We start from the raw sequence: 22,543 nt of genomic DNA on the forward strand, positions 1-22,543 counted from the left end.
CTCTCAAGACGTGCGGGCGACGAGTTCGTCTTTCCCGGCGAGGAGGCCAAAGATTGACGGGTTGATACCTATTCTTCGCCGGGCGATGGAGACCGCGATCACACACCATACGATGATTGTGCCCGCGATGCTGAGCGCAGCGCCGATGGGTCCAAAAAGATAGGTTAGTGCCACCGTCGCCCCGAGACCCAGAGTGTTGACGACAATGAGCAGTTTGAAAAGCGCATGCTGCAGGCCGGTCAATTGCAGAAGGATTTCGGTCGGGCCGCAGCCAGTTCCCACCGTTGCGCCAATGCCGAAGATGATCAGTGTCGCGTGCATTGTTGGCGTGGCATAAGCAGGATCGAAGATTGACAGGATCAGATTTCCGAAAATTACAAATGTCGCCAGCACGCAAAGGGCGATGGCAAATCCGCCCAGGGCAGCGAGGCTGGTGATGCGCTGCACATGTGACCTGTCGCCGCTGTAAAAGGCATTTGATATCTGCGGCGCAAGCGCTTGATTGATTCCGTTGAGAGCCAGTACCACGAGCCGCATGGTCCGGTCGGCAACGAAGATGGCGCCGGCAGCTTCGGGTCCGAGGATTGCGGCAACAAGCAGCGTCGTCGCCTGACCGAGCGCGGGCGGCAGCGCAGTGACGCCCCAAAGGCCAAGCGTCACGATCTTGAACTCTTCCTTCTGTTTTTCGCTGAGCGGGCCGCGCTTGGCGCGGGCTGTGTCGCGCAGCAAGAGTACGGTTTGCGGAACGATCGAAAGGAGCAGTAGTCCGGCCGTCAGGTAGGTCGCCGCGACGGCACTCATCTCGACATGCGTGAAGCGAATTGCGATAAAAACCGCTATGGTCGCCGCGCGCCATATGATGTCGCGCGGCAGCAGGCCGGTCACGAGCTTGTTTTTAGCGCGGAAAGCGCATGACGTGAATTCCGACCAGCCAAGTGCGAAGGCCAGAACGGCAGCGGCCGCACAGAGCGACCGCCATTCCGGTACGTCCCGGCCAATGAGCGGCAGAAAACCAAACGCCATGACAAGCAGGCTGAAAACGGCAAGTCCGGCCAGCGCAACAAGAATGGCGCGGGCCATCAGGCCATTCGCCGAGTTGAGATCGTCGTTTCCGGCATATTGGGGCCAAAACCGCAGCACCGTGCTGTGCTGGCCCACCAGGGAGAAGAAGGAGACAAGACTGGCACCGGCATAGACGGCGCTGTAAAGGCCGAATTGCCGCACGTCGGTCACCGTTGCCACCGCCACGAACATGAGGAACGACAGACCCGCGCTGGCAATCTTGATGAAACCTGCAATAGCGCCGCTTTTGGCCAGCGCACCGACAGACAAGCGCCCGCCGGCTGCAGGGCTGGTCGGTCTGGCGAGCGAGATCTCGTGGTCGCTTATATTGTCACCCAATTTTGCAATCCTGAGATGAACTGATTCCGGCTCGGCGGCCGAGAACCCTGCAGTGCAACATGTCTCTAAATAACGCAAAAGCACGTGGTCGCGCCACCACGAACTCGCGGCATGGTTACTGGCGGCCACGCAGATCGCGCGACCTATGGCTGCAATATTAACGGATGGCTAACGATAATCGCCAATACTGAGGTGGACGACCTGGAACCCGCGGTTGCGGAGAGGAAAAGGATGAAGCCATTTAGCCTTGATGAGCGCACCCTTCCGCCGTTGTTCGATTTGGGTGCCGTCTGGAACATCCTTTGGCAACGTCGAACGATGGTGCTGGCAAGCGTCGGGGCGGTGCTGCTGCTGGCGCTTCTTTATCTTGCCGTGACGAAGCCGAGCTATACGGCAACGGCCTCGATATTGATCGATCCACGCGATTCACACGCGACCGATTTCAACAGCGTCCTTCCCGGAATCGGGACTGACAGCGCTGCGATCGCCAGCCAGGTCTTCGTTATTGAATCACGCGATTTGCTGATGGAGGTCTTGGAAAGCCAGGGTATCGAAAACGATCCCGAATTTTCGAATCGCGGCCTCCTGTCGTTCCTGTGGTCATCCGGAACCCTCGAGAAAGATTCCATCTTCAAGCGCTTTCAACGCCGGGTCTCGGTGGAGCGGGCGGGACTGACCTATGTCATCAATGTCAGCTTTATGTCCGAGTTTTCCGACAAGGCCGCACGCATCGCCAATGCCATCGTTGACCGCTACAGAGCGGGCCTTTCCGGAGAAAGAGAAACCGCGAATAGCGATGTGAATTCGCTGCTTGCCGATAAGATCAGCGGCCTTCAGAAAAACGCCAGCGATGCTGAGCGCACGGTTGGTGATTTCAAAATCAAGCATCAGATCCTGGACGCTACAGCCGGAGGCACACTGCAATCTCAGATCGATCAGGTATCGGACCAATTGATCGCTGCGCGGGGCGACGCCGACAGGGCAAAGGACAAGTATGATCAGGCGCTGGCGGCGGGTACTTTACCAGCCGATCTTAGCAAACTCTCGGAAATACTTTCGTCCAGCACGACCGAAAAGCTACGCGACGATTATAATAAGCGCGCAGCGGAGCTTGCCAATAACGAAACCGTGTACCAACCCCGCCATCCGGTGATCCGGCGACTCCAGTCCGAATTGGAAAGAACCAAGGGGCTCATGGCTGTAGAGGCGAAACGCATAACCCGGGAGTTGAACGCAAAATATGATCTGGCGGTACAAAATGTCACGACGCTTCAAGCGAAGCTTGATGCATTACGCCAGCAGTCGAAGAACTCGGATGCCGCGCAGGTGCAATTGCGGCGACTGGAAGCGACAGCACAGGCTGCCCGCGCCGTACTCGACGATGTCTTGAAACGCGCCGAGGAAACGTCGCAGTTGCGGGGTCTCCAGCTCCCCGAGGCGCGGGTGATCAGCATGGCCGCTCCTCCGGTGCAACCGACGTGGCCGAAGCCGTTTCTGCTCTTGCCGGTAAGTGCTGTTCTGGGCCTTATCGCCGGATGTGGTCTTGCCTTGGTGAGCGGGCCGATTCATCAACCAAAAGATGGCTCGCCCCCCCCTCCAAGGGGACGCCTGCAGGCGATTGAAACGCAAAAAGACAGCGGAACTATGCTATCGCAGCCGGAACCCGCACCCGTCAACTTTGGAGAGTACCGCTTGCCCGCACGCGCGGGCTCCGGGGCGCATTCAAGCATCAGGGCGATCAGAAGGCGGTTTTTTCAAGCCGGGAGCGAGGCCTTCTCGCGCGACCTGCTGCAGCTCGTGCGGCGGATAATTCTCCACCTGACCGAGCACCCCAAGCCCTATGTGCTTTTGGTATCCTCGATACGCAACCCTTTCGAAGCAAAACTTGCGGGTGTGATGATCGGAATAGGCTTCCAACAGGCCGACCAGAAGGTGCTTATGGTCGAATTCGACGGTTCGGCGCGCCCCGGTACCGGCGTGTTCGTCAATGGGGCTAGCGGCCTCCAAACTGTCGTCTACAATCCCGTGACGAGCAGGGGAGGGGAACCCCGTAATCGCTTTACCATAGATGGTATTCTGGCCGACGCCGGGGCGTTCGATTTCGTACTCATGATGGGTCCTTCCGTCACCGACAGCGGCTGGAATCCTCAGCTTTTCGCGGACGTTGACCTCATGCTATTTGTGCTCGGTCCATCGGAGGAGGCGTCTGAAGCCGCCAGCCTGTTGCGGAAACATCTCGGTGCTGACCAGATCCAGCGAAGCGCCACGCTTGTCATCGCGCCCGAGGGAATAGGGGCAACCGAAAACCAGGTAGCGCGGTATGTCCAGTCGACCGGGGACGGCGAGCGGAGCCGCAGCGTCGTTGAGAAGCGTGGTCGATGATGCTTGCAAATAGCAGATGCCAATCGACGACCATGACACGCCGACACGCTCTCGCGCTTGCAGGTGGTTCACTCTTGGCGGCGCTTTCCCGTCCCATGTCAGGTTTGGCACAGGCGGCGAGCGGGCGGGCCGTTCCGTCACGCGGTTTCAATCTGCCGGGCTGGCTAGACCGCAAGGATGGACTTGCTCCGAGCGAGGCGGTGCTTGAAAAACTCCGCCAAGCAGGCTTCGAGACGGTTCGGTTGCCGGTAAACGATACTCTCATATCGGCAGGCGATACCGCCGGACTCCGTCTTATCCATGATGGAGTGACGACACTCGTCCAGCAGGGCTTTGACGTTATCGTGGACATGCATCCGTCCATCGATCTTCACACGGCTTTGCGAGACGATTTCGATACCGGAGCCGAGAGGACGATCCAGGCCTGGACGATTCTTCGCGACGTCATTGCCGATCTGCCGGCAAGCTCCGTTTATCCGGAACTCCTGAACGAGCCGCCCATGGAAAACACGGCGTGGCTCCCCTTGCGGGACAAGCTTGCCGAAAACTTGCGATCCAAATGTCCGCTTCACACGCTGATATGGGGGCCCGCTCCCTATCAAGGAATCTGGGAGATCGGCGATACGCCGCCCCTTGCCGACGACAACCAGATCGCTGCCATCCATTTTTATGCGCCGATGGCCTTCACGCATCAATGTCAGACCTGGGACATCTCATCGCCGCTTGCGCGTATCGCCAACCTGCCTTTTCCGGCAACGAAGGAAATGCCGCTCGTCCTCGAGCGTATCGCCGAGCTGCGGGCGGCCGGAGATGAGCAGGCCGCGGCCATGATCGAAGAGCAATTGTCGACTCCGTGGACGGAAGCGGCGATCGCGTCCGAGTTTGCCGGCCTGGGGCGCTGGTCTGCGGCACACGACTGCCCGGTGATTTTGAACGAGTTCGGCGTGCTCAATTTCTGCGTGGATGCCGAAAGCCGCACGTCCTGGGTCCGCGCCGTGCGTCAGGCGGCCGAGGCGAACCAGATCGGCTGGACCTATTGGGAGCTCGATCAGGGGTTCGGCGTCATTCAGAGCCGACAGAGCACCGAAGGGTTCGACAACTCGATGATCGCTGCCCTGTTCGGAACTGATGGCGGGGGCTGACATGCACGAAAGATATCGCCGCCCCGCACAGCCCTTTGCGCAGATCGAACGAGGCCGGAAATGAGCACCACCGGGGCGCCGATCAGGTTCGGCGCAAGAGATCCGAGTTTGATGCACACCGACGCTCTCTTTGACCTGTGCGTTGCTTTTCTCGCCGTCGTCGCGGCCGTTTCGGCCTTTGCCGTCTGGACTCCGTTCGGGATCGCTGCAACCTTCTTGCTGACATTGATCCTTTCAATCGCGCTGCCTGCGAGCATCCCCGTTATTATCGCGTGCGCCTTTCTGTACCAAAACCTTGTGGTCGCCTGGTTCACTCCTTTCGTACCCGATGACAATACGTTCGACGCACTGCGTGGTGCCAATTTCGTCATCCTGATGACCGCTTTTGGCATTTTCCTGGTGGCTTCGTTTCAATATCGCGTGCGCGCCCTGACCGACTTGCGCCCCTGGTTGCTCTTCAATTTCGTCCTATGCGGAACGGTCTGTTTCTATTTCGCCCTGGGGGTCCTCAACGGAGGTCCCAAGGACGCCGTCATCTATTTCCGCAATACGATCACGCCGTTGGCCTGTTTCCACATCGCGGTCCTGGCCGCCAGCCTCTATCCCCTCGACTTGCGTAAAAGCATATTTTGGCTCTGCGTCGGTGCGATCGTTTACGGCTATCTGGAGCAGATCTTCAGGATGGACTTCCTCAGCCTCTTCCATGGTGACCTTTACATTCAACGTGGCCTCAAGGAACAGATTGAGGCTGGCGTATGGGAAAAGGCGCTGAGGGAAACGGGCTTCGTACTGCGCGGCCTTGAGGATACAATGATGACGACCTTCTTCAATACGCGGTTTTTCAGCGACCTGCTCCCCCCCATCTTCCGGAACGGCGGCCCGAACTTTCATCCGATCAGCTACGCATATGGCTTGAGCATCATGTCGGCCTGGCTTCTCTTCAAGGGGCGCTGGCTGCTGCCCATCGCTGCATTGCCTCTGCTTCTTGTGGTCGGCTCAAAGGGCGCCACATTCATGCTGGTCGTCGCGCTCGGCGCCCGGCTGATCTACCGGCCGTCCCGAGCCGAACTGGCCCTCACGGCCGTGATAGCACTGGCTGTGAGCTGGACGACGGTGGCAGTTGTCTATGGTGCAACGCATGGTGACTATCATGTTCTCGGCCTGATTGCGGGTGTTCGAGAATTTCTGTCCAATCCATTTGGACAAGGACTAGGGCTGGGTGGTAACCTGTCCAGCACCAGCCTCAATCTTGATTGGGATCGAGCTCAGGGAGAGGGAGTTGCCTCGATCCCCGTCGAAAGTGCCGTCGGCGTTATGCTCTACCAAATGGGGATCGGCAGTTTCGCCTTCTTCGGTTTTCTGGCGGCGCTCGCCGCAACGGCGCGCAGGCAGCTGATAGAGACGGGTGAACCCGACTTCCTGTTTGCCTTTGTTATCATCGTCACGGTCTCGGCCAATGCCGTATTGCAAGAGGAGGCGTTCTTCTCACCTCTTGCTCTCGGCTTTTGTCTGCTCCTTGTCGGCATCTCGTTGGGTACGCGTTGGCGCGAAGCGGCGACGGCAAGAAGCCACATACCTGACTGAGCTGGGCAACAGCCGAGGATCTTGCTCACCGCACCGATCGCCGCGCGCCGTTTGCGGTGAAGAACACTGCCCGAGGCTACGTCCCAGTCCATCCCGCATAAGGCTGTCCATTCTTCAGGGGCGACTGCCTGCCCCTTCTGCATTCACGAGCCAAATATGACCAGTTCGGTGAATGCAAGGTCTCCAAGTGAAGGCGGTTTCGGACCTTTGAAGTACTTCGGTCCACTCTCCCTAAAGTACCGGCCCGCCAGGCCGGGGACCGGCTCGTTGGCATCGACGACACAAAGCAGGATTCCTCTTCGAAGAAGAAAGCGCCCGATTGCGCCCGCGCACTGGCCCAGTGCCAAAGCGGAACGGCAATAGATGACCTGACCACATGGAACGAGACCATGAAACACGCGGCGCGTCATAAACACGAAAGGGAAAGCTGTTCCGTCGCAAACACAAATCAACGAACGGCAACCGAGCGCAGAATGCTCCAGGAGTATGCCTCGTTCGCTGTCAGACAGCATCGTCAATTCGGGGAGATTGGGCCGAACTTCAAGCACGCGGTACGGTTGTCGAACCGACCCCAAGGCGGGCAAGAAGGCAAACTGCCCGTTGGAGTAGCGACGGAAACCGAGTGCTTCGTTGATCTTGATCGTTTCGGGCGCTGGTGAAACGTTGATATAGGTCACATTCTTTCGTCTGAGAGCCGTAGTGACCATCTTTCCCGCATAGGGTCGAAATTCCTCATCGACAGCCCAGCTTGAAAGATTGCAGCGGATTTCTTCGCCCTCCCGCCCTTGTCGGGAGTAGTAGAGCGCCAGCAAAACACCGACGATCCGCCCCTCCATGGCCAGAACGAATCCATACTGCGGGAAATCGGCGACGGCAGACCGTTGTGCCATACGGGCCAGAGCCCTCACCCAATGGCTCCGGTGACGTTGCGGAAAGCCTCTGCTAAGACATTCGACGACGCCTTCCCAATCATCTTCATGAATCGGTCGACAGACGAGGCCTGCGGGGAATGCTCCTAAAACAGCCATGTTCAACTCCGAAATATTATTGACAAAGTGGCATTTTCTGCATGATCCAACTTTTGCTACCGTGCCGTTGTTGGCAAATTTTGCCGTAGTTCCTTTTGCGGACGTTCGGTTCGGGACAATACTCACTGCGTCGGCCGTCGACTGAAATGCGAGTGCCTCAAATGGCAAGGGATGTACCCTTCATCGAGACTGGGCCGTCGGTTTAGGTTGCGATCTTGAGCTGACGCCATCTATCTGCAAGGGCAGGGCTCAATTTATCGATCCCATGCATCACACGGCGCCGAGCGAAATGAAATTGCCGCCGGGTAGTCCATTTCAGGCCGGTCTCGGTCGTCAGGTCATGGCGGTAATCCGCTAACTGCAATGCACGCTCATCCATTTCCTGCTTTTGTGCATCGTCATAAAAGGTTGCGATCTTGGCGGCCGTCATGGAGTCTTCTGCAATCCATTGCGGAACGTAGGCGGTACACAGGCGCTCTACATCTGTTAGCAGCCGGCTGACGCCGGTTCCCGCAGCCGGGCACGATGTCTGATAGGCATCCCCGATCAGGACGACGCCTTCCCGGCGGCATTTCTCTGCAACAGTGATGTCACTGAGCCAACTGTCGATGCGGCCGATAACCTCGAAATCGCCGAAAGTATTGACAAGGCCCGGTAGCGCCGCGGTCAACGTTTCCTTCGGGCGCTCGCGGAACGCCTTCGCCCAAGGATCGCGGTGATCGCGGAAAAGGAAGAGGTTGGCCCGGATAATGTCGGAGGCAGGGAACAGGCTGAGATGGTCGATGCCATCGGAAACCCGTTCACCGTAGTAGGTGAGAGCAGTGTGCTTGAAGCGCTTTGCTCCTGCCGGACGCAGATTGAAACCGAACGTAAGGGATTGCCTTGGGCGGATGAACTTGCGGGAAATGCCGAGATCCCGTCCCAGAATGTCGCCCATTCCGGTCGCGAGGACCAGGAGTCGTGCCGTCATTTCGCCATGGCCAAGGATCGCAATGCGTTGGCGGCTCGTGCTGGTTTTCACCCCATCGACTTGGCCAACGACAAAACGGACCGTTTCGGGCAACTGGGCCCGCATCGCAGCAACGAGATCATTGTACAGGATTCCGTAGTGCCTGGCGTATGTTCGGTCCAACACGCGTCCTGCGCGTATATTGACGATTTCATCAAATGCGATGGCGGCGGCGGACAGCGGGTCGAGGAGGCCGAGGCGGCGCAATTTCTCGATCTGGTCGCCGCCAATTTTCTCGACTCGGAACTCTTGGGGAAAGAGCAGGTGACGGTCGATCAGCGTAACGTGATAGCCGGCTCGCCCCAGTACGCAGGCCGCGAGTGTCCCCGCGAGGCCTGCTCCGACGATGGCTATATCGGTATCGGTTTGGATGAGCGGCGAGCTGATGAGGCGATCGGCGGTCATTTCGAATACCTCCAGATGAGGTAGAGGGCTTGAGGATTGGTTGTCATGTAGCGCCAGAACAGCCGGCGCGGCTCCATCAACACGCGCCATAACCACTCGAAGCCGGCTCTTTGTGCCCAAAGCGGTGCGCGCAGGGTCTTCCCAGCCAGATGATCGAAAAGCCCGCCCGAGGTTTTCACGACGCCGACATTTGTGAGGCGGGCTGCAAAGTCGCGCACGAAGATCTGCTCGCGCGGCACGCCCAAGCCCAGCCACAAAATATCGGGTGCAAGCGCATTGATTTCGTCAAGCTTGGCTTCCAGAGCATCGCCGGCAAGATAACCGTGACAGTGGCCGATGACGCGCAGGTTGGGGTAGCGCACCCGAATTGCGGCGACGGCCTTGTTGCTTTCGGCCTCGGTCGCTCCCAACAGGTAGAACGTTATGCCCACAAATTCAGCGAGTCTCGCGACGTCGTGAAAGAGGTCGGTGGTGGCCACGCGCTCTGGAAGCTTTATCCTGCACAGCCATCGGGAGGCAAAGACGAGCGGTTGGCCGTCGGCAAAAATCTGGTCGGCCTCCTGGAAGAGACTGGCTATTCGGGCATCTGTGTGTACGCGTGCGATAACCTCTCCATTGGCGGAGGTAAAATAGTAGGGACGCTTGTCGGGACGACGTTTCCGCGCAGCTGAAATCATCAAAAAGGCGGCACTTTGCCGATCGAGCACAGTGATGGGCAGCCCCCCGAGCAGGATGCTGGGGAATGTGAAGAGGTTTTCCTGAAGAAACGAGACGGTTTCGCGCGGCTGCGCCGTGTCTTCCCCGTTTACACGGAGGTCACTCCCCGTTGTGGACATGGGCAATCCAGACCGCTCAGCACGATCGGCCTGATACCCACCCTTGATTGTATTTGTTCCGTCAAAATCTTCTTCCGGGCTTCCATTGATGCCAATCATTCCAAGTACCTCCGGTTGAAAGGTACATATCAATTCCCGTTAATGAAGTTAAGTTGTTCATTAATATTTAGTTAATACATAAACTTTTAATAAAATGCATTAGTATCGTCATAGTTGTGTCCGATTCTCCTTCGCCCCACGCTGAAGGTACGCACCGACGGCCATGTTCCATGGCGTTCTGATCCGCTCCAAACACGGTTTTCCTCGCGAAGGGACCGTATTGCACAGGTCAGGCCGCGGGCAAGACACGCCCTTGGCGACTATACTTTCATGCAACACGTTGAAATTCTCTGCGTCCGAGCTCGGCCATTTCGATCCAGAATATCTGTCGTGCCACTGCTCCCTTCTTCACGTCCGAGGCGTTGATTACCAACATGCGGTTGTGGAATTGGGTGTGATTGACGCGTTCACAAGAATGCGACCCCTTTTTCAGTTTGCTCTCGCCTGGCTTCCGGCGGAACGGCCTTTCATCTTTTCAATCAACTACACTGAAAAGTTGCATAACCTCGAAGAAAATCTTGGTGCGCAGCGTGTTCCCATCATGCCGGATGAGTTGCGGGAGCTCCACTCGGATATAGCCGTCTTGGGCACCCGCTCGCATGACGAAACGATGCGTGATGCCTGATACGCTGGTAACGGTAGGGATATTGTGGAAGACCAAGAAGCCGTTCCGAAAGATCGCAGGTTCGAACCCTTTCAAGAGTTAGACACGGGACGCGAAACAATGACGGCCAGAAGCGTCGCTGGCAGGGCAAGTGCGGGATTTGCCTGAATGACGCATAGGCAAAATTCTGTCAGACCCGTTCAACCGACAGCCGCAAATCCATCGCATTTATAAAGCCACAAATCGCATCAGGAGTTTCGGCGCCAATTACCAGGTGTCAGGCCGACGATATTTGAGAAAACCCGGGTGAAATGGCTCTGATCCGCAAAGCCGCAGGCAATGGCGATCTCGGCAAGCGGCGCGTTCGAGGCTCGAAGCAATTCTCGGGCGCGGTTTATCCGTTCGTTGAGAAGCCACTGATAGGGTGTCATCCCGGTCGTTTGCCGAAAGGCGCGAATGAAATACCCGCGAGACAGGTCGCAAGCCTGCGCAACGTCCAGGATCGAGATGTCACCTTCGAGGTTCTCAAGAAGAATGCTTTTCGCCAGATCCTCATGCGAGCGTGAAAGGATTCGTGTTCGGCTGGCCGTCGCAGTCGGCCGGCCGCCATAACGTTGGACCAGGTACGTGCCGATGGCAGTCGCCATCTGGTCGACAAACAGGGCGCTTGCTTCCTCCGGTCTTTCGAGCGCTGGGATCAGCGCGCGAGCAAGATTGGCAAGCACAATATCCTTTGAAGCGGTTTCGGCCGACAGCGACGTCACGCCGGACAACTCCGCCTCGTCGGCGATCCTGTTGAGCGACGCAGGCGAAATCTCGAACAGCACGAAATCAAAGGGACTGCTGAAATCTGCTTTATAGGCTTCCGACAGATCGCGGATATAGATCGAGTTCTCACCAAAGTCGTGAGTGGTCGCATGATGTTCATGGAAGATGCGCCGCGTGTGACCACCGAGCGAGGAAACTCCGACGACGAAACCGCGATCGCTGGCCGATGTCTTGACTTGATCGAGCTGGATATCGCTTGTTCCCTTGCGGAATATTCCGATGTCCGAACCGGCAAGGCTCTGGTTGATCGACAACTGCTTCAAAGGGCACCCGAACCCGTCTGTCACATGTCCGGCGGAAGATCGGTTTTGACTGGTGGAAACAAGGACCAAGACGCACAACTTTCATCTCGAAGACCATGGATGCCGGATCTGGCCCACCGCAGCAGCACACGCTCCGCGCCGTCTTCTGGTAACCGGTCGAATCTCTTCGACGAGGATGCTTTTGTTCAAGATAGACATTCCAAAGACGTATAGAAACCTTCAAAGCGCGGGATCTGAGCGGTATTTTTATACAGCCCCCGGTTAACATGATCGAGACACATGTGAGTGAAGTGTTGACGGCCAGCGAGAGACTTGCGGCATGTTTTGGTATCGAGGCGGCAAGGGCACTGGCGATCAGACCTCTTCGCGAGGCGATGCTCTCCGTTGTGCATCTTGGCCATTCCTATGAGGAAGGCCATGATCCGATCGTCCTTCCGCCGGACGACGCGTTTCTGGTGATGCTTTATCTTACCGATGTCGACCATTCCGACATCTGGCCGGACCGGCCTCCGGCACCTTTGAGGCGATATCCCAAAGGCTCGATCTGCCTGATCGGCCTGAAGGATGGTGCCGCTATTTCGGTTCGCGGTCATTTCGAAGCGCTCGCCTTCCATATCCCGATCGCGCATCTCGCCGAACTCGCGGAGGAAGCAGCAGAACCGCGCGTGGATGATCTTGCGACCTGCCGTGGAATCGACGATCAGGTCATCCGAAATATTGGGGCAGCTCTCATGCCGATGTTCGACATGCCGGACGAGGTAAGGGATACGCTGTTGCCGCATGTCGGGCTGGCGTTCAACGCCCATCTTGCGCATCGCTACGGGCGGTCCCCCGCCCAGCGCCTTTCGGCCACCGGTCGGCTGTCTCCCATGCAGGAAAAGCGTATCAAGTCCTACGTAGTTGCGAATTTATCGCGAGATATACCGATCGATGAGATTGCCGATGCAAGCGGATTTTCCGCGGATGAACTCTGTTCCGGCTTCATGGAGACGTCCGGACATTCGGTCCTCGAATGGATTTCGTCATGTCGCATCAGCAAGGCCCAGTCGCAACTGAGCAGGAGCGGTGAAACCATCGCCCGAGTGGCCGGAATGTGCGGTTTTGCGGACGAGAACACATTCGTCGAAAACTTTACGAAGGCGGTAGGAATTACCCCGGCCGAATGGCGCGCGCGCAACCGGCATTAACACGCTTCGCGCTCAAGCAGCGATGTAATCTGTTCCACGGATATTCGCAGTCGATTTCCGCTTCGCCTACTCCCTTCTCCCGAGGCCCCGAAAACGGTTGGATGAAACCGCCAACGTTGTCCGGATGCGGCTGGAAACCCCGCCGCACCCGGATTGACAGTTCAGCCCTGGACGAAGGCGAGGAGGTCGGCGTTCAGGACATCGGCATTGACGGTCAGCATTCCGTGCGAGAAGCCGGGATAGGTCTTCAGCGTGCCGTTCTTCAGGAGCTTGATAGCCTTGTACGCAGCATCTGCGATCGGCACGATCTGGTCGTCCTCACCATGCAGAACCAGCGTCGGGACCCCGATCGCCTTCAGGTCTTCGGTCTGGTCGGTTTCCGAAAAGGCCTTGATACCGTCGTAATGGGCCTTGGCGCCGCCCATCATGCCCTGACGCCACCAATTCTGGATCACGCCTTCGTGCACCGTCGCACCTTCGCGGTTGAAGCCGTAGAACGGGCCAGCGGGGACATCGCGGAAGAACTGCGCGCGGTTGGCGGCAAGTGCGGAACGGAAACCGTCGAAGACTTCCATCGGCAGGCCGCCCGGATTTGTCTCGGTCTTGAGCATCAGCGGCGGCACTGCGGAAACCAGGACTGCCTTGGCGACGCGCCCTGCCGGTTCGCCGTGCTTGGCCACATAACGAGCAACCTCGCCACCGCCCGTCGAGTGGCCGATATGGACGGCATTCTTCAGGTCAAGCGCTTCGACGACTGCGAAGGCATCGGAAGCATAGTGGTCCATGTCGTGACCGTCGGAAACCTGCGCCGAACGGCCGTGACCGCGGCGGTCGTGGGCGACGACGCGATAGCCCTTTGCCAGGAAGAACAGCATCTGGGCATCCCAGTCGTCAGACGAGAGCGGCCAGCCATGATGGAACACGATCGGCTGTGCGTCTTTCGGACCCCAGTCCTTGTAGAAGATTTCGGTGCCGTCCGTGGTGGTAACAAAGCCCATGGTATTTTCTCCTGTGTTTGCCTGGGTGGTGGTTGCAGCGGATGCTGCGACGGTGGAACGGATTGGAAGTGCTATGCCTGCGGCGAAAACAGCGCCGGCAAGAAGGGCGTCACGGCGGCTGATGGCGAAAGGTCTGTCGGTCATATCGGCTCCTGCATAGTTCGATGCGATTGTTTTGCGGCGTTGCGATTGTCTGTGAAGGCATATTGGACCCCGCGAAGATCGCTAACAATCACAATAAAAATTTCTATTCTATTGTGAATTTCGTAATTATCGGCGCGAAAGCACCGCCTCCTTCTGGTAATTCAGCGTGCCCTTCCAGGCTTGTTGATCGACAGGAGGTGGCGCACGGCGGGCTTTTCCGAACCAGTATGGAGTGCCAGGACTTTGCTCTGCAGATCGGCGTCGGCATTCGACACCCGCTTGTGCTGCCTCAGATGCTCCGCCCAGGATTCCACCATGAACCATTCGGTGATCTTTTCAGGATCGGCGGAATCTTCCGCCACTCCCCAGCCATAGGCACCGTCGCGACGACGTTCCAAAGACATGTCGTCGATGGCATGCAGGAATTTCGTGCGGTTGTGCTTCTCGACGTGGTAGTCGATGAGGATCAGAACTGGGCCGCGGTCGTTTGCCACCGGCTCTGCGACGAGAGGTTCCGGCCAATGGTTGGACGACACGAGATCGGCTTCTCCAGCGGGGAGCTTTACCCGATGCATGATGAAGCCTGCGGCGAGAAGTCCTGCGGCCCCGATCAGCAACGTGCCGGGTATGCCAGCCGCTTCGCCGACGGCACCCCAGCCAAGGCTGCCTGCGGTCATCGCACCATTGAATACAGTCAGATAGACCGCGAGACCACGTCCTCGTACCCAGTTGGGCAGAACGGCCTGTGCCGCGCCGTTCAAAGTGGTAAGGACAGTGATCCATGCCGCTCCGAGGAACAGGAGGATGACCACCGCCAGCCACTGCGGCGGGGCAAAGGAGAGCGCCGCCATCACCATGGCTGTTACAATGGCTGAGCCAAGGAGAAGACCGTTGGAATCAAAACGCTGACGCAACCGTGGCATCACCAGCGCGCCACCGATAGCACCTGCACCAACTGAACCAAGCAGAAGTCCGTAGAAGCCGGAATCACCGCCGAGAAGTTGGCGCGCAACCAGTGGAAGGAGAGCCCAGACCGCGCTGGCGAAGGCAAAGAAAATCGCGGCACGCAATAGTACAACGTGCAATGGCTTGCTGGCGCGGGTATATCGCAGTCCGGCCCGGAACGCGCCGAAGAAATCCTCGGACAACGCGTCGTCAGCGTTCTTGGCGCGAGGCCACCAGACCAGCGCGGCGATAACGAGGATGTAGCTGGCAACGTCTGCGCCGTAGGTGACGGCGGCTCCGAAGGCGGCAAGCAGCAGGCCACCGGTCGCCGGGCCGATCGAGCGTGCAATATTGATGCCGAGTGAATTCAAGGCGACAGCACCCTTCACATCTTCGCGCGGCACCAGTTCAGGAACGATGGCCTGCCATGTCGGCCCCATCAGGGCAGCTCCTATGCCGCCCAGAAACGTCAACCCGATCAGCGCGCTGACAGACAGCATATGCATGTAGGATAGTGTCATCAGCGTGATGCTGACGCTGGCGAGCAAGAGTTGGATGGCGATCAGGAACTTGCGCCGGTCGAGGATGTCCGAGAGTACGCCCGCCGGGATTGCCAGCAGGAAGATCGGCAGCGTGCCCGCTGCCTGGACCATGGCGACGGCCGCGGGTGCCGCGGATAGATCGGTCATCAGCCAGGAACTGGCCACGTCGCGCATGAAGCTGCCCGTGTTACCCAGAACCGTTGCGGCCCAGAGGACCGCGAAGATGGGCTGGCGGAGCGGCGCGAAACTGCCGCCGGAGGTTTTTGCGGCACTCATTTGCTCGCTCCCTTCGCGACATCGATTGCTGCGACGATCACGAACGCACCAGAAAGGCCAAGATGTTCGAAGAAGGCATTGGTCGCCATCATCCGCTCCAAGCCGAAAGGCATTTCCCAGAAACGAAGGGCGATGAAGGTCGCAAGAAGCGTAAACCCGGCAAGGGCCATCGCGCCCAGCCAACGAAGAAAGCCGGACAGGACCATGGCGGAGGCGGTCAGTTCGAACAGGATGACGACGACGGCGAAAAAGGCTGTCGGATGGAGGCCGAAATGCTCCATCTCGGCAATCGCACCCTGGAAATCGAAGAGCTTGGTGAGCGGCCCCTGGATATAGGCCGCGCAAAGAGCGAGGAGCGCCACGAAACGAACCGCCGGCGACACGATGAGCGACACAACGGCGCCCTGGCTTGGGATTTTCGTTATCATCATGGTCTCCTCACACGGCCCAGCAGGCGCAACCGAGCGCGCCGAAGAAGCCCTTGAGATCGGCGATCGGCAGCTTCGATGTCCAGGCTCCGGCGTGGTCGTGGCCGTGCACGTTGCAGGAACTGGCGCAACCGCAGCTCGATATCACGGTACGGCGCAATGAGTTCAGGCCTGCGCCCTGCGGTTCGCCCCAGGCGGCGTAACCACCGAATGCGCGCACGGGCGACCAGTCCGGCATGGCCGGAGGCACGTCGTTCTCGTCGAGCGCCTTGAAGTCGCCCGCACCATGGACGATCTTGCCGCCGACCATGGTGAGGTCGGAGGTGAGAAACGAAATCTCGTCCTCGGCACAGGTGAAAAAGTCCTTGTCGGGAACGACGAGATCCGCGAACTGGCCCTTTTCAATACGGCCCTTCTTGCCTTCCTCGTTCGAGAACCATGTGACTTTCTCCGTCCACATACGAAGAGCGGTCTCGCGGTCGAGGCAGTTGGCGCGCGGGTAGAGCTGCATGCCGCCAACGGTCTTGCCCGTTACCATCCAGGACAGCGAGACCCATGGATTGTAGGAGGCAACACGGGTCGCATCCGTACCGGCCGAAACGTTGACGCCCTTCTCGAGCATGCGCTTGATCGGCGGGGTGGCTTCGGCAACACCATGACCATAACGCTCGACAAAATATTCGCCCTGATAGGCCATTCGGTGCTGGGTGGCGATGCCGCCGCCAAGAGCAGCAATCCGGTCGATGGAGCGATCCGAAATCGTCTCGGCGTGGTCGAAAAACCAGTTCAGGCCTTCGAGCGGGATGTCCTTGTTGACCTTCTCGAAGACGTCGAGGGAACGCGAGATAGTTTCGTCATAGGTGGCATGCATGCGCCACGGCCAGCGGTTCTCGGCAAGGACTCGAACCACCTCTTCGAGCTCGCCTTCCATCTCCGGTGCCATTTCAGGTCGCGGCTGACGGAAATCCTCGAAGTCGGCGGCGGAGAAGACGAGCATTTCGCCAGCGCCATTATGGCGGAAGTAGTCGTTGCCCTGCTTGTATTTGACCGACTGCGTCCAGTTGAGGAAGTCCTGCTTTTCTTCCTTCGGCTTCTGCGTGAACAGATTATAGGCGAGGCGCACCGTAAGCTGGCCTTCGTCCGACAGCTTCTGGATGACCGCGTAGTCGTCGGGGTAATTCTGGAAACCGCCGCCCGCGTCGATGACCCCAGTGATCCCCAGACGGTTCAACTCGCGCATGAAATGGCGGGTGGAATTGACCTGGTAGTCGAAAGGAAGCTTAGGCCCCTTGGAGAGTGTCGAATAAAGAATACCCGCATTCGGCTTGGCCAGCAGCAGCCCGGTCGGATTGCCGTTGGCGTCGCGGGTGATCTCGCCGCCATGCGGGTCTGGTGTGTCCTTCGTATAGCCAACCGCACGAAGAGCCGCACCGTTGAGCAATGCGCGGTCATAGAGATGCAGCAGGAAGACCGGCGTATCGGGTGCGACCGCATTGATCTCGTCGATCGTCGGCAGACGCTTCTCGGCGAACTGATGCTCGGTGAATCCACCGACGACACGCACCCATTGTGGGGCGGGCGTGATCGCCACCTGCCGCTTCAGCATGTCCATTGCATCGGCGAGCGAGCGTACGCCGTCCCAGCGGAGTTCCATGTTGAAGTTCAGACCACCGCGCACGACGTGGGTATGGTTGTCGATCAGCCCCGGCAACACGCGCTTGCCCTTGAGATCGACGATCTTCGTGTCCGGTCCGGCGAGCGCCATGACTTCGCGGTCGGTACCCACGTCGATGAATAGGCCGTCCTTTATGGCGATCGCGGTGGCGTTCGGATTTGCGCGATCAAGCGTCGAGATCAATCCGTTGTGAAGAACGATGTCTGCGTGCATGGAAGCGGCTCCGGTCTGGATGGAATCGGCGGCATTGGTCGGCGAAAACAGATTTGAAAAGGCGAGGCTCGATGCTGCGCCCAGGAATGTGCGGCGCGTCGTCATCAGCTTTTCCCCGATGTTGGATCTTCGCGCGGGGAGGTCACCTCCACCACATTCGGCCCGCCTTTCGGGAGGTGACCGAACATGTGCGGCTTGACCTGATGAAGCCAGGAAACGGCAGCAGGCTCGCGAGCCCAGATGCTTTTTGCCAGCGGCACAAGCTGTTCGCCGACAAGGATTCCAAGTAGACCAATGAGAGCGACGACAGGCGGGGCAGGCGAGCGGACATTGAGCAGGCTGTAGATCACGCCCACCAGCAGACCGGCACCGAGTGACAAAAGATAGAGTTTCATGAGGGGACCTCGCGTGGTGAAAAAATCACTCCGGCAGGAACCTGTTTCCGACCGGAGTGATTGGCGGTTTACTTCGCGGGGTTCGGACCGATCCGTTTGCCGTGCGTGACGCGTTCGGCGCCGCCGTGAACATGGGTAACAGCATAATCGATGCCCATGCCGTAGGCTCCGGAATGCTCCTTCACCAGCGACGTGACCGCGTCATAGGTTTCCTTTCGGGCCCAGTCGCGCTGCCATTCAAGCAGGACCTGCTGCCAGGTGACGGGAATGACGCCTGCCTGCACCATGCGGTCCATGGCATACTTGTGCGCATCGACCGAGGTGCCACCGGAAGCATCGGCTACCATGTAGATCTCATAGTCGGTATCGTGCATGCAGGAGAGCGCGAAAGTCGTGTTGCAAACCTCCGTCCAGAGGCCGGCGACGACGATCTTCTTGCGGCCATCAGCGGCATGCTTGGCGAGGGCGTCGCGGACGTTCTGATCGTCCCAGGAGTTCATCGAGGTGCGTTCGAGGATGTCGTTCCCGGGGACGACGGCGAGCAGCTCGGGGAATGTGTTGCCGGAAAACGAGTCCGTTTCCACCGTTGTGATCGTGGTCGGGATGTTGAATATCCTGGCTGCCTTGGCGAGACCGACAACGTTGTTCTTCAAGACCTGGCGGTCGATCGACTGGACGCCAAAAGCCATCTGCGGCTGCTGATCGATGAAGATGATCTGGCTGTTCTGCGGGGTGAGGACCTGAAGCTTGTTGGACATCTGATGTTTTCCTTTCAGTTGGATTGAAGACAGGCATGGAGCATGGAAGACGACGCGTCTTGAACATTGGGACGCTGGATTGCAGGAAAGCGACGCGGCCGGGCGTTAGGCCGCAAGCGGGGTGAGCCCGGCCTCGATCTGGTCACGGTAAGGCTCGTAACGGGCCGGCAGCTTCAGAACCTCGCCAAGATGCGCCGTGTCTTCGTCGCGGCTGAAACCAGGTTCATTGGTTGCGATCTCGAACAGCACGCCGCCGGGAGTGCGGAAGTAAATCGCCCAGAAGTAGTCGCGGTCGATCACCGGGGTGACCTGGTAGCCCGTATCCATCAGCGCCTTGCGGACTTCGAGCTGCTTTTCGCGATTCTCGACGGCGAAGGCGATGTGATGCACCGAACCCGCTGCCTGCCTTGCGAAGGGCGTTTGGGGAAGTGCCTCAAGGTCGATCGTGTCGGCGCCGTTTCCGCCTGGGATGATGAAGCGAGTGACATCGCCTTCGGTCTCGGCACGTTCGTAGCCCATGAACCCAAGAAGTTCGGCGGTGGCAGCCTTGTCATGCAGGCGGAACTTGGCTCCGGAGAACCCTCGTATGGCGACGCTGTCAGCGATACCAGCTCCGTTCCAAGCACTGCGGGCGTCGTCTGCCGTCTCGATCAGAGCAAATCCTTCGCCATCGGGTCCATTGAACCGTAGGCGGTCAGCACCGAAAGTTCTATCCGCCTGCAGGTTGCTGGCGCCCCTTGTTGTCAGTCGATCCTGCCAGAAGGAGAGGGAGCCTTTCGGGACGGCGAACTGCGTCTCGCTGACTTCGCCAACGCCCGGCCGGCCGCGCATCACGTTGGGGAATGGGAAGTAGGTCATGACGGTGCCGGGTGTCCCCGCTTCATCACCATAGTAAAGGTGATAGACGTTCGGGTCGTCGAAGTTGACGGTCTTCTTGACGCGGCGCAGGCCGAGTGTGTCCGTGAAGAACGTATTGTTCTGGCGGGCATCCGATGCCATGGACGTGATGTGGTGCAGTCCTTTGATATCCTTGATCATGATGTCGACCTTCCGTGGTTGTTCGTCTCGTCTGATGGGAAATCTACGCCAGTTGATCAAATGCCGGAATTGCAATAATAATTGTCAATGAATTGCGCTGGATGAAATAATCGAATGAACGACTACAAAGCTCTGCGAACATTCCTCCTCGCCGCTGAAAAGCGGAACTTCGCCCAGGTCGCGCGCGAACTGGACATGACACCCGCAGCCGTCACGCGGGCAATCGCCGCTCTGGAAGACGACCTAGGCGTCCAACTCTTCGTTCGAACGACCCGGCACGTATCGCTGACCACCGACGGAGCAATCTTTGCCGCACAGATACAGCCCGCGGTTCAGGCACTCGAAAACGCCCGCAAGGATGTGATGAACACGCATAAGGCAGATCATGGCCGGCTTCGGATCAGCGCGCCGACCTGGTTCGGTCAGCAAATCCTGCCACCCATCTTGTCGGGATTTAAGGAACGCTATCCCAGGATCAATTTTGAAATTTCCTTGGCGGACGGGCTCGTGAACATCATCGACGATGACTACGATCTGGCGATCCGCATCTCCGCGGCACCATCGGACAAGTTCACCATCTGGCGGAAGATTAGTCTCGTGCGGCGCATTCTCGTTGCAGCACCCGGAAGCCGATTTGCAAACATGGAGCATCCCAGCGAGCTGACACCCGACGATTGCCTTGCCTACAGTGGTGAAAGCAAACGGGAGACCTGGTCATTATCGGATGGCAGCGGCAGTGCGACAATATCTGCGGGCCGCGCGTTCAGTACCAACAGCGGAGATGTTCTGGCCGACATGGCTGCGGAGGGTGCCGGGGTTGCTATGCTCCCCAAGTTCCACGTGGCCGAGCATCTGCGCACGGCAAGGCTGGTTCATGTGCTTCAGAACTGGTCACCACCGGATTTGTGGCTAACGTTATATTACCCGCCGTATCAGGCGCTGCCTCCACGCATTGCCTCGTTTTCAAAATTCTTCGAACAACAAGTACCGGCGTTTATAACCGCGATCGAGTGATCTTCGCCATCATAAAGCGCCGCTGGTCTTGCCAAACCCTCCAAAGAAACTGTTACGGCGTCAGGTTTTGCAAAATGCCACCGGAAATGGCGGAGCGCCCGGATTTCGCCTCGGGGGAATATCATTCCGCAATGATCTGCCACCACGCGGATCCACACCGCCACGTCGCTGGCGCTTCCGGGATTGGCGGACGGCAGGGAAGCAACATTGTAAAAACCCCTGGGCGCCCCACCGCGATGTCAAAGGAAATAGGTCCTTTTCAAATTCTACGGTAGTAGATGAAACAACCATTCCTTTTCGAAAAGATGCCCCAATGCCCTTTAGCGACCCTCACCATCCTCTCTGGAAGCCAGAAAACCTGCGTCGCGCTATCCATGCGGCGGGCGTGGCGCTGTGGTCGTGGAACGTCACCAACGACCGTTTTGCCATGGACGAGCAGGCGTTCAATCTTTGGGGACTTGTCAAAAGCGGCGAGGTAAAATTCGAAGATCTGTCAGCGCATATTCACCCGGCCGATCGGGATCGGGTGCGCGCTGCCTTCACGGCGACACGGGGAATTGTTGGAGCCTACGAAATAGACTTCCGCATTTTGGTAGGCGACGAGATCCGGTGGATATCGGCACGCGGACTGGGCGACGACGCCGCTCTCCACGATGGACAGATGTTCGGAGTTTTTCTGGACGTAACCGGACGCAAGCAGGCTGAAGAAGGCAATGAGCTGCTCGCCGGCGAAATGAGCCATCGAGTCAAGAATCTCCTGGCTATTGCCGTGGGCCTTACCAATATCACCTCTCAGTCGACGACAACCGCCAAGGAAATGGCGAAGGAACTGACGGGGCGATTGGCGGCCCTGGGTCGAGCACACGACCTCGTACGCCCGCTTCCGGGAAATCAGGGACATGCAGCCCTTTTGGGCGACCTTCTGTCGGTCCTGCTGTCACCTTATGAAGATATGGGAGCCTTCAAAGGCCGTATCCGGGTTGCAGTACCTCGCATGGGAGTAGGTGAAGCGGCGGCCACTGCCTTGTCCCTTATCTTCCACGAACTGGCGACGAACTCCTTGAAATACGGAGCACTCTCCGCAGATACGGGAATCCTGGATGTCTCCGGCTTCACTGACGACGACGAGGTTACGCTGACATGGACCGAGCGAGGCGGGCCGACGGTTGAATATCCAAGCGAGCCGCAGGGCTATGGAAGCAAGTTGCTCAATCGAAGCGTAAGCGGCCAACTCGGCGGGACGATCACATACGACTGGTCGCCCAAGGGCGTCGTCGTTGTTCTCAAGCTGCGCAGCGAGAGACTGGCGAAGTAAATCATCGCGATGATAGAGATGCGGAAACTTGGCG

At 58.4% G+C, this 22,543-nt stretch carries 19 protein-coding genes; 7 read left to right on the forward strand and 12 right to left on the reverse strand.

Annotated features, from left to right (window positions below; genetic code table 11):
- Window positions 1–3 precede the first annotated feature (3 nt).
- Complete coding sequence (locus J2Z75_RS19120; RefSeq protein WP_209854375.1) at window positions 4–1,401, reverse strand: lipopolysaccharide biosynthesis protein; 1,398 nt, start codon at window positions 1,399–1,401, stop codon at window positions 4–6.
- Window positions 1,402–1,632: 231 nt separating this feature from the next.
- Here J2Z75_RS19120 and J2Z75_RS19125 point away from each other — a divergent pair, with 231 nt between their 5' ends.
- The 3 genes from J2Z75_RS19125 to J2Z75_RS19135 all read left to right on the forward strand — a co-directional run bounded on the left by J2Z75_RS19125 (window position 1,633) and on the right by J2Z75_RS19135 (window position 6,509).
- Window positions 1,633–3,783 carry a GumC family protein gene (locus J2Z75_RS19125; RefSeq protein WP_209854376.1) on the forward strand — a complete coding sequence of 717 codons (2,151 nt, stop codon included), beginning with the start codon at window positions 1,633–1,635 and terminating at the stop codon, window positions 3,781–3,783.
- Between the two features lie 95 nt (window positions 3,784–3,878).
- Window positions 3,879–4,925 (forward strand): glycoside hydrolase family 5 protein, encoded by a 1,047-nt coding sequence (locus J2Z75_RS19130; RefSeq protein ID WP_234937448.1) that lies wholly within the window; start codon window positions 3,879–3,881, stop codon window positions 4,923–4,925.
- Window positions 4,926–4,985: 60 nt separating this feature from the next.
- Window positions 4,986–6,509 carry a hypothetical protein gene (locus J2Z75_RS19135; protein ID WP_209854377.1) on the forward strand — a complete coding sequence of 508 codons (1,524 nt, stop codon included), beginning with the start codon at window positions 4,986–4,988 and terminating at the stop codon, window positions 6,507–6,509.
- Window positions 6,510–6,652: 143 nt separating this feature from the next.
- Here the strand turns inward: J2Z75_RS19135 and J2Z75_RS19140 are convergent, their stop codons facing one another.
- The 3 genes from J2Z75_RS19140 to J2Z75_RS19150 form a co-directional block, all read right to left on the reverse strand.
- Window positions 6,653–7,537 (reverse strand): hypothetical protein, encoded by an 885-nt coding sequence (locus J2Z75_RS19140; RefSeq protein ID WP_234937449.1) that lies wholly within the window; start codon window positions 7,535–7,537, stop codon window positions 6,653–6,655.
- A 202-nt stretch (window positions 7,538–7,739) separates the two neighbouring features.
- Window positions 7,740–8,951 carry an FAD-dependent oxidoreductase gene (locus tag J2Z75_RS19145; RefSeq protein WP_209854378.1) on the reverse strand — a complete coding sequence of 404 codons (1,212 nt, stop codon included), beginning with the start codon at window positions 8,949–8,951 and terminating at the stop codon, window positions 7,740–7,742.
- The gene (locus tag J2Z75_RS19150; RefSeq protein ID WP_234937450.1) at window positions 8,948–9,886 is read right to left on the reverse strand and encodes a WecB/TagA/CpsF family glycosyltransferase; all 939 of its coding nucleotides are present in this window, start codon (window positions 9,884–9,886) and stop codon (window positions 8,948–8,950) included. The genes J2Z75_RS19145 and J2Z75_RS19150 overlap by 4 nt, the downstream gene beginning before the upstream one ends.
- Window positions 9,887–10,139: 253 nt before the next feature.
- On the opposite strand from J2Z75_RS19150, the gene J2Z75_RS19155 reads away from it, so the two are divergent.
- Window positions 10,140–10,511, forward strand: coding sequence for a hypothetical protein (locus J2Z75_RS19155; RefSeq protein ID WP_209854379.1), 372 nt, complete (start codon window positions 10,140–10,142; stop codon window positions 10,509–10,511).
- A gap of 227 nt (window positions 10,512–10,738) precedes the next feature.
- Here J2Z75_RS19155 and J2Z75_RS19160 read toward each other — a convergent pair whose 3' ends face one another.
- Entirely contained in the window at window positions 10,739–11,572 is an 834-nt protein-coding gene (locus J2Z75_RS19160) for a helix-turn-helix domain-containing protein (protein WP_209854627.1), read from the reverse strand.
- 290 nt (window positions 11,573–11,862) lie between these two features.
- Between J2Z75_RS19160 and J2Z75_RS19165 the strand changes: the two genes are divergently transcribed.
- Window positions 11,863–12,768, forward strand: coding sequence for a helix-turn-helix transcriptional regulator (locus J2Z75_RS19165; RefSeq protein WP_327791275.1), 906 nt, complete (start codon window positions 11,863–11,865; stop codon window positions 12,766–12,768).
- Window positions 12,769–12,929: 161 nt separating this feature from the next.
- Here the strand turns inward: J2Z75_RS19165 and J2Z75_RS19170 are convergent, their stop codons facing one another.
- From J2Z75_RS19170 to J2Z75_RS19200, 7 genes are all read right to left on the reverse strand, one after another.
- Window positions 12,930–13,766, reverse strand: a complete 837-nt coding sequence (locus J2Z75_RS19170) for an alpha/beta fold hydrolase (protein ID WP_327791281.1) — start codon at window positions 13,764–13,766, stop codon at window positions 12,930–12,932.
- A gap of 305 nt (window positions 13,767–14,071) precedes the next feature.
- Window positions 14,072–15,673: an MFS transporter gene (locus tag J2Z75_RS19175; RefSeq protein ID WP_209854381.1), complete on the reverse strand. Its 1,602-nt coding sequence runs from the start codon at window positions 15,671–15,673 to the stop codon at window positions 14,072–14,074.
- Window positions 15,670–16,101 carry a DoxX family protein gene (locus tag J2Z75_RS19180; RefSeq protein WP_234937451.1) on the reverse strand — a complete coding sequence of 144 codons (432 nt, stop codon included), beginning with the start codon at window positions 16,099–16,101 and terminating at the stop codon, window positions 15,670–15,672. Before J2Z75_RS19180 ends, J2Z75_RS19175 begins: the two co-directional genes overlap by 4 nt.
- A 10-nt stretch (window positions 16,102–16,111) precedes the next feature.
- Window positions 16,112–18,094, reverse strand: coding sequence for an amidohydrolase (locus tag J2Z75_RS19185; protein WP_209854383.1), 1,983 nt, complete (start codon window positions 18,092–18,094; stop codon window positions 16,112–16,114).
- Window positions 18,094–18,384, reverse strand: coding sequence for a XapX domain-containing protein (locus tag J2Z75_RS19190; protein ID WP_209854384.1), 291 nt, complete (start codon window positions 18,382–18,384; stop codon window positions 18,094–18,096). Before J2Z75_RS19190 ends, J2Z75_RS19185 begins: the two co-directional genes overlap by 1 nt.
- Window positions 18,385–18,452: 68 nt before the next feature.
- Entirely contained in the window at window positions 18,453–19,142 is a 690-nt protein-coding gene (locus tag J2Z75_RS19195) for a hydrolase (protein WP_209854385.1), read from the reverse strand.
- 105 nt (window positions 19,143–19,247) lie between these two features.
- Window positions 19,248–20,180 carry a VOC family protein gene (locus tag J2Z75_RS19200; RefSeq protein ID WP_209854386.1) on the reverse strand — a complete coding sequence of 311 codons (933 nt, stop codon included), beginning with the start codon at window positions 20,178–20,180 and terminating at the stop codon, window positions 19,248–19,250.
- A gap of 114 nt (window positions 20,181–20,294) precedes the next feature.
- Between J2Z75_RS19200 and J2Z75_RS19205 the strand changes: the two genes are divergently transcribed.
- On the forward strand, window positions 20,295–21,194 hold the full coding sequence (locus J2Z75_RS19205) for a LysR family transcriptional regulator (protein ID WP_209854387.1): 900 nt from the start codon (window positions 20,295–20,297) through the stop codon (window positions 21,192–21,194).
- A gap of 313 nt (window positions 21,195–21,507) precedes the next feature.
- Window positions 21,508–22,509: a sensor histidine kinase gene (locus J2Z75_RS19210; RefSeq protein ID WP_209854388.1), complete on the forward strand. Its 1,002-nt coding sequence runs from the start codon at window positions 21,508–21,510 to the stop codon at window positions 22,507–22,509.
- Window positions 22,510–22,543: the final 34 nt, after the last annotated feature.

Source organism: Rhizobium herbae (assembly GCF_017873135.1).
GTDB lineage: Bacteria > Pseudomonadota > Alphaproteobacteria > Rhizobiales > Rhizobiaceae > Pararhizobium > Pararhizobium herbae.

Bases quoted from the DNA above. Each gene is read 5' to 3' on its own strand.
- J2Z75_RS19125 (WP_209854376.1), top strand. From the start codon at position 1,633: ATGAAGCCATTTAGCCTTGATGAGCGCACCCTTCCGCCGTTGTTCGAT.
- J2Z75_RS19130 (WP_234937448.1), top strand. From the start codon at position 3,879: ATGTCAGGTTTGGCACAGGCGGCGAGCGGGCGGGCCGTTCCGTCACGC.
- J2Z75_RS19135 (WP_209854377.1), top strand. From the start codon at position 4,986: ATGAGCACCACCGGGGCGCCGATCAGGTTCGGCGCAAGAGATCCGAGT.
- J2Z75_RS19140 (WP_234937449.1), bottom strand. From the start codon at position 7,537: ATGGCTGTTTTAGGAGCATTCCCCGCAGGCCTCGTCTGTCGACCGATT.
- J2Z75_RS19145 (WP_209854378.1), bottom strand. From the start codon at position 8,951: ATGACCGCCGATCGCCTCATCAGCTCGCCGCTCATCCAAACCGATACC.
- J2Z75_RS19150 (WP_234937450.1), bottom strand. From the start codon at position 9,886: ATGATTGGCATCAATGGAAGCCCGGAAGAAGATTTTGACGGAACAAAT.
- J2Z75_RS19170 (WP_327791281.1), bottom strand. From the start codon at position 13,766: ATGGGCTTTGTTACCACCACGGACGGCACCGAAATCTTCTACAAGGAC.
- J2Z75_RS19175 (WP_209854381.1), bottom strand. From the start codon at position 15,673: ATGAGTGCCGCAAAAACCTCCGGCGGCAGTTTCGCGCCGCTCCGCCAG.
- J2Z75_RS19180 (WP_234937451.1), bottom strand. From the start codon at position 16,101: ATGATAACGAAAATCCCAAGCCAGGGCGCCGTTGTGTCGCTCATCGTG.
- J2Z75_RS19185 (WP_209854383.1), bottom strand. From the start codon at position 18,094: ATGACGACGCGCCGCACATTCCTGGGCGCAGCATCGAGCCTCGCCTTT.
- J2Z75_RS19190 (WP_209854384.1), bottom strand. From the start codon at position 18,384: ATGAAACTCTATCTTTTGTCACTCGGTGCCGGTCTGCTGGTGGGCGTG.
- J2Z75_RS19195 (WP_209854385.1), bottom strand. From the start codon at position 19,142: ATGTCCAACAAGCTTCAGGTCCTCACCCCGCAGAACAGCCAGATCATC.
- J2Z75_RS19200 (WP_209854386.1), bottom strand. From the start codon at position 20,180: ATGATCAAGGATATCAAAGGACTGCACCACATCACGTCCATGGCATCG.
- J2Z75_RS19205 (WP_209854387.1), top strand. From the start codon at position 20,295: ATGAACGACTACAAAGCTCTGCGAACATTCCTCCTCGCCGCTGAAAAG.
- J2Z75_RS19210 (WP_209854388.1), top strand. From the start codon at position 21,508: ATGCCCTTTAGCGACCCTCACCATCCTCTCTGGAAGCCAGAAAACCTG.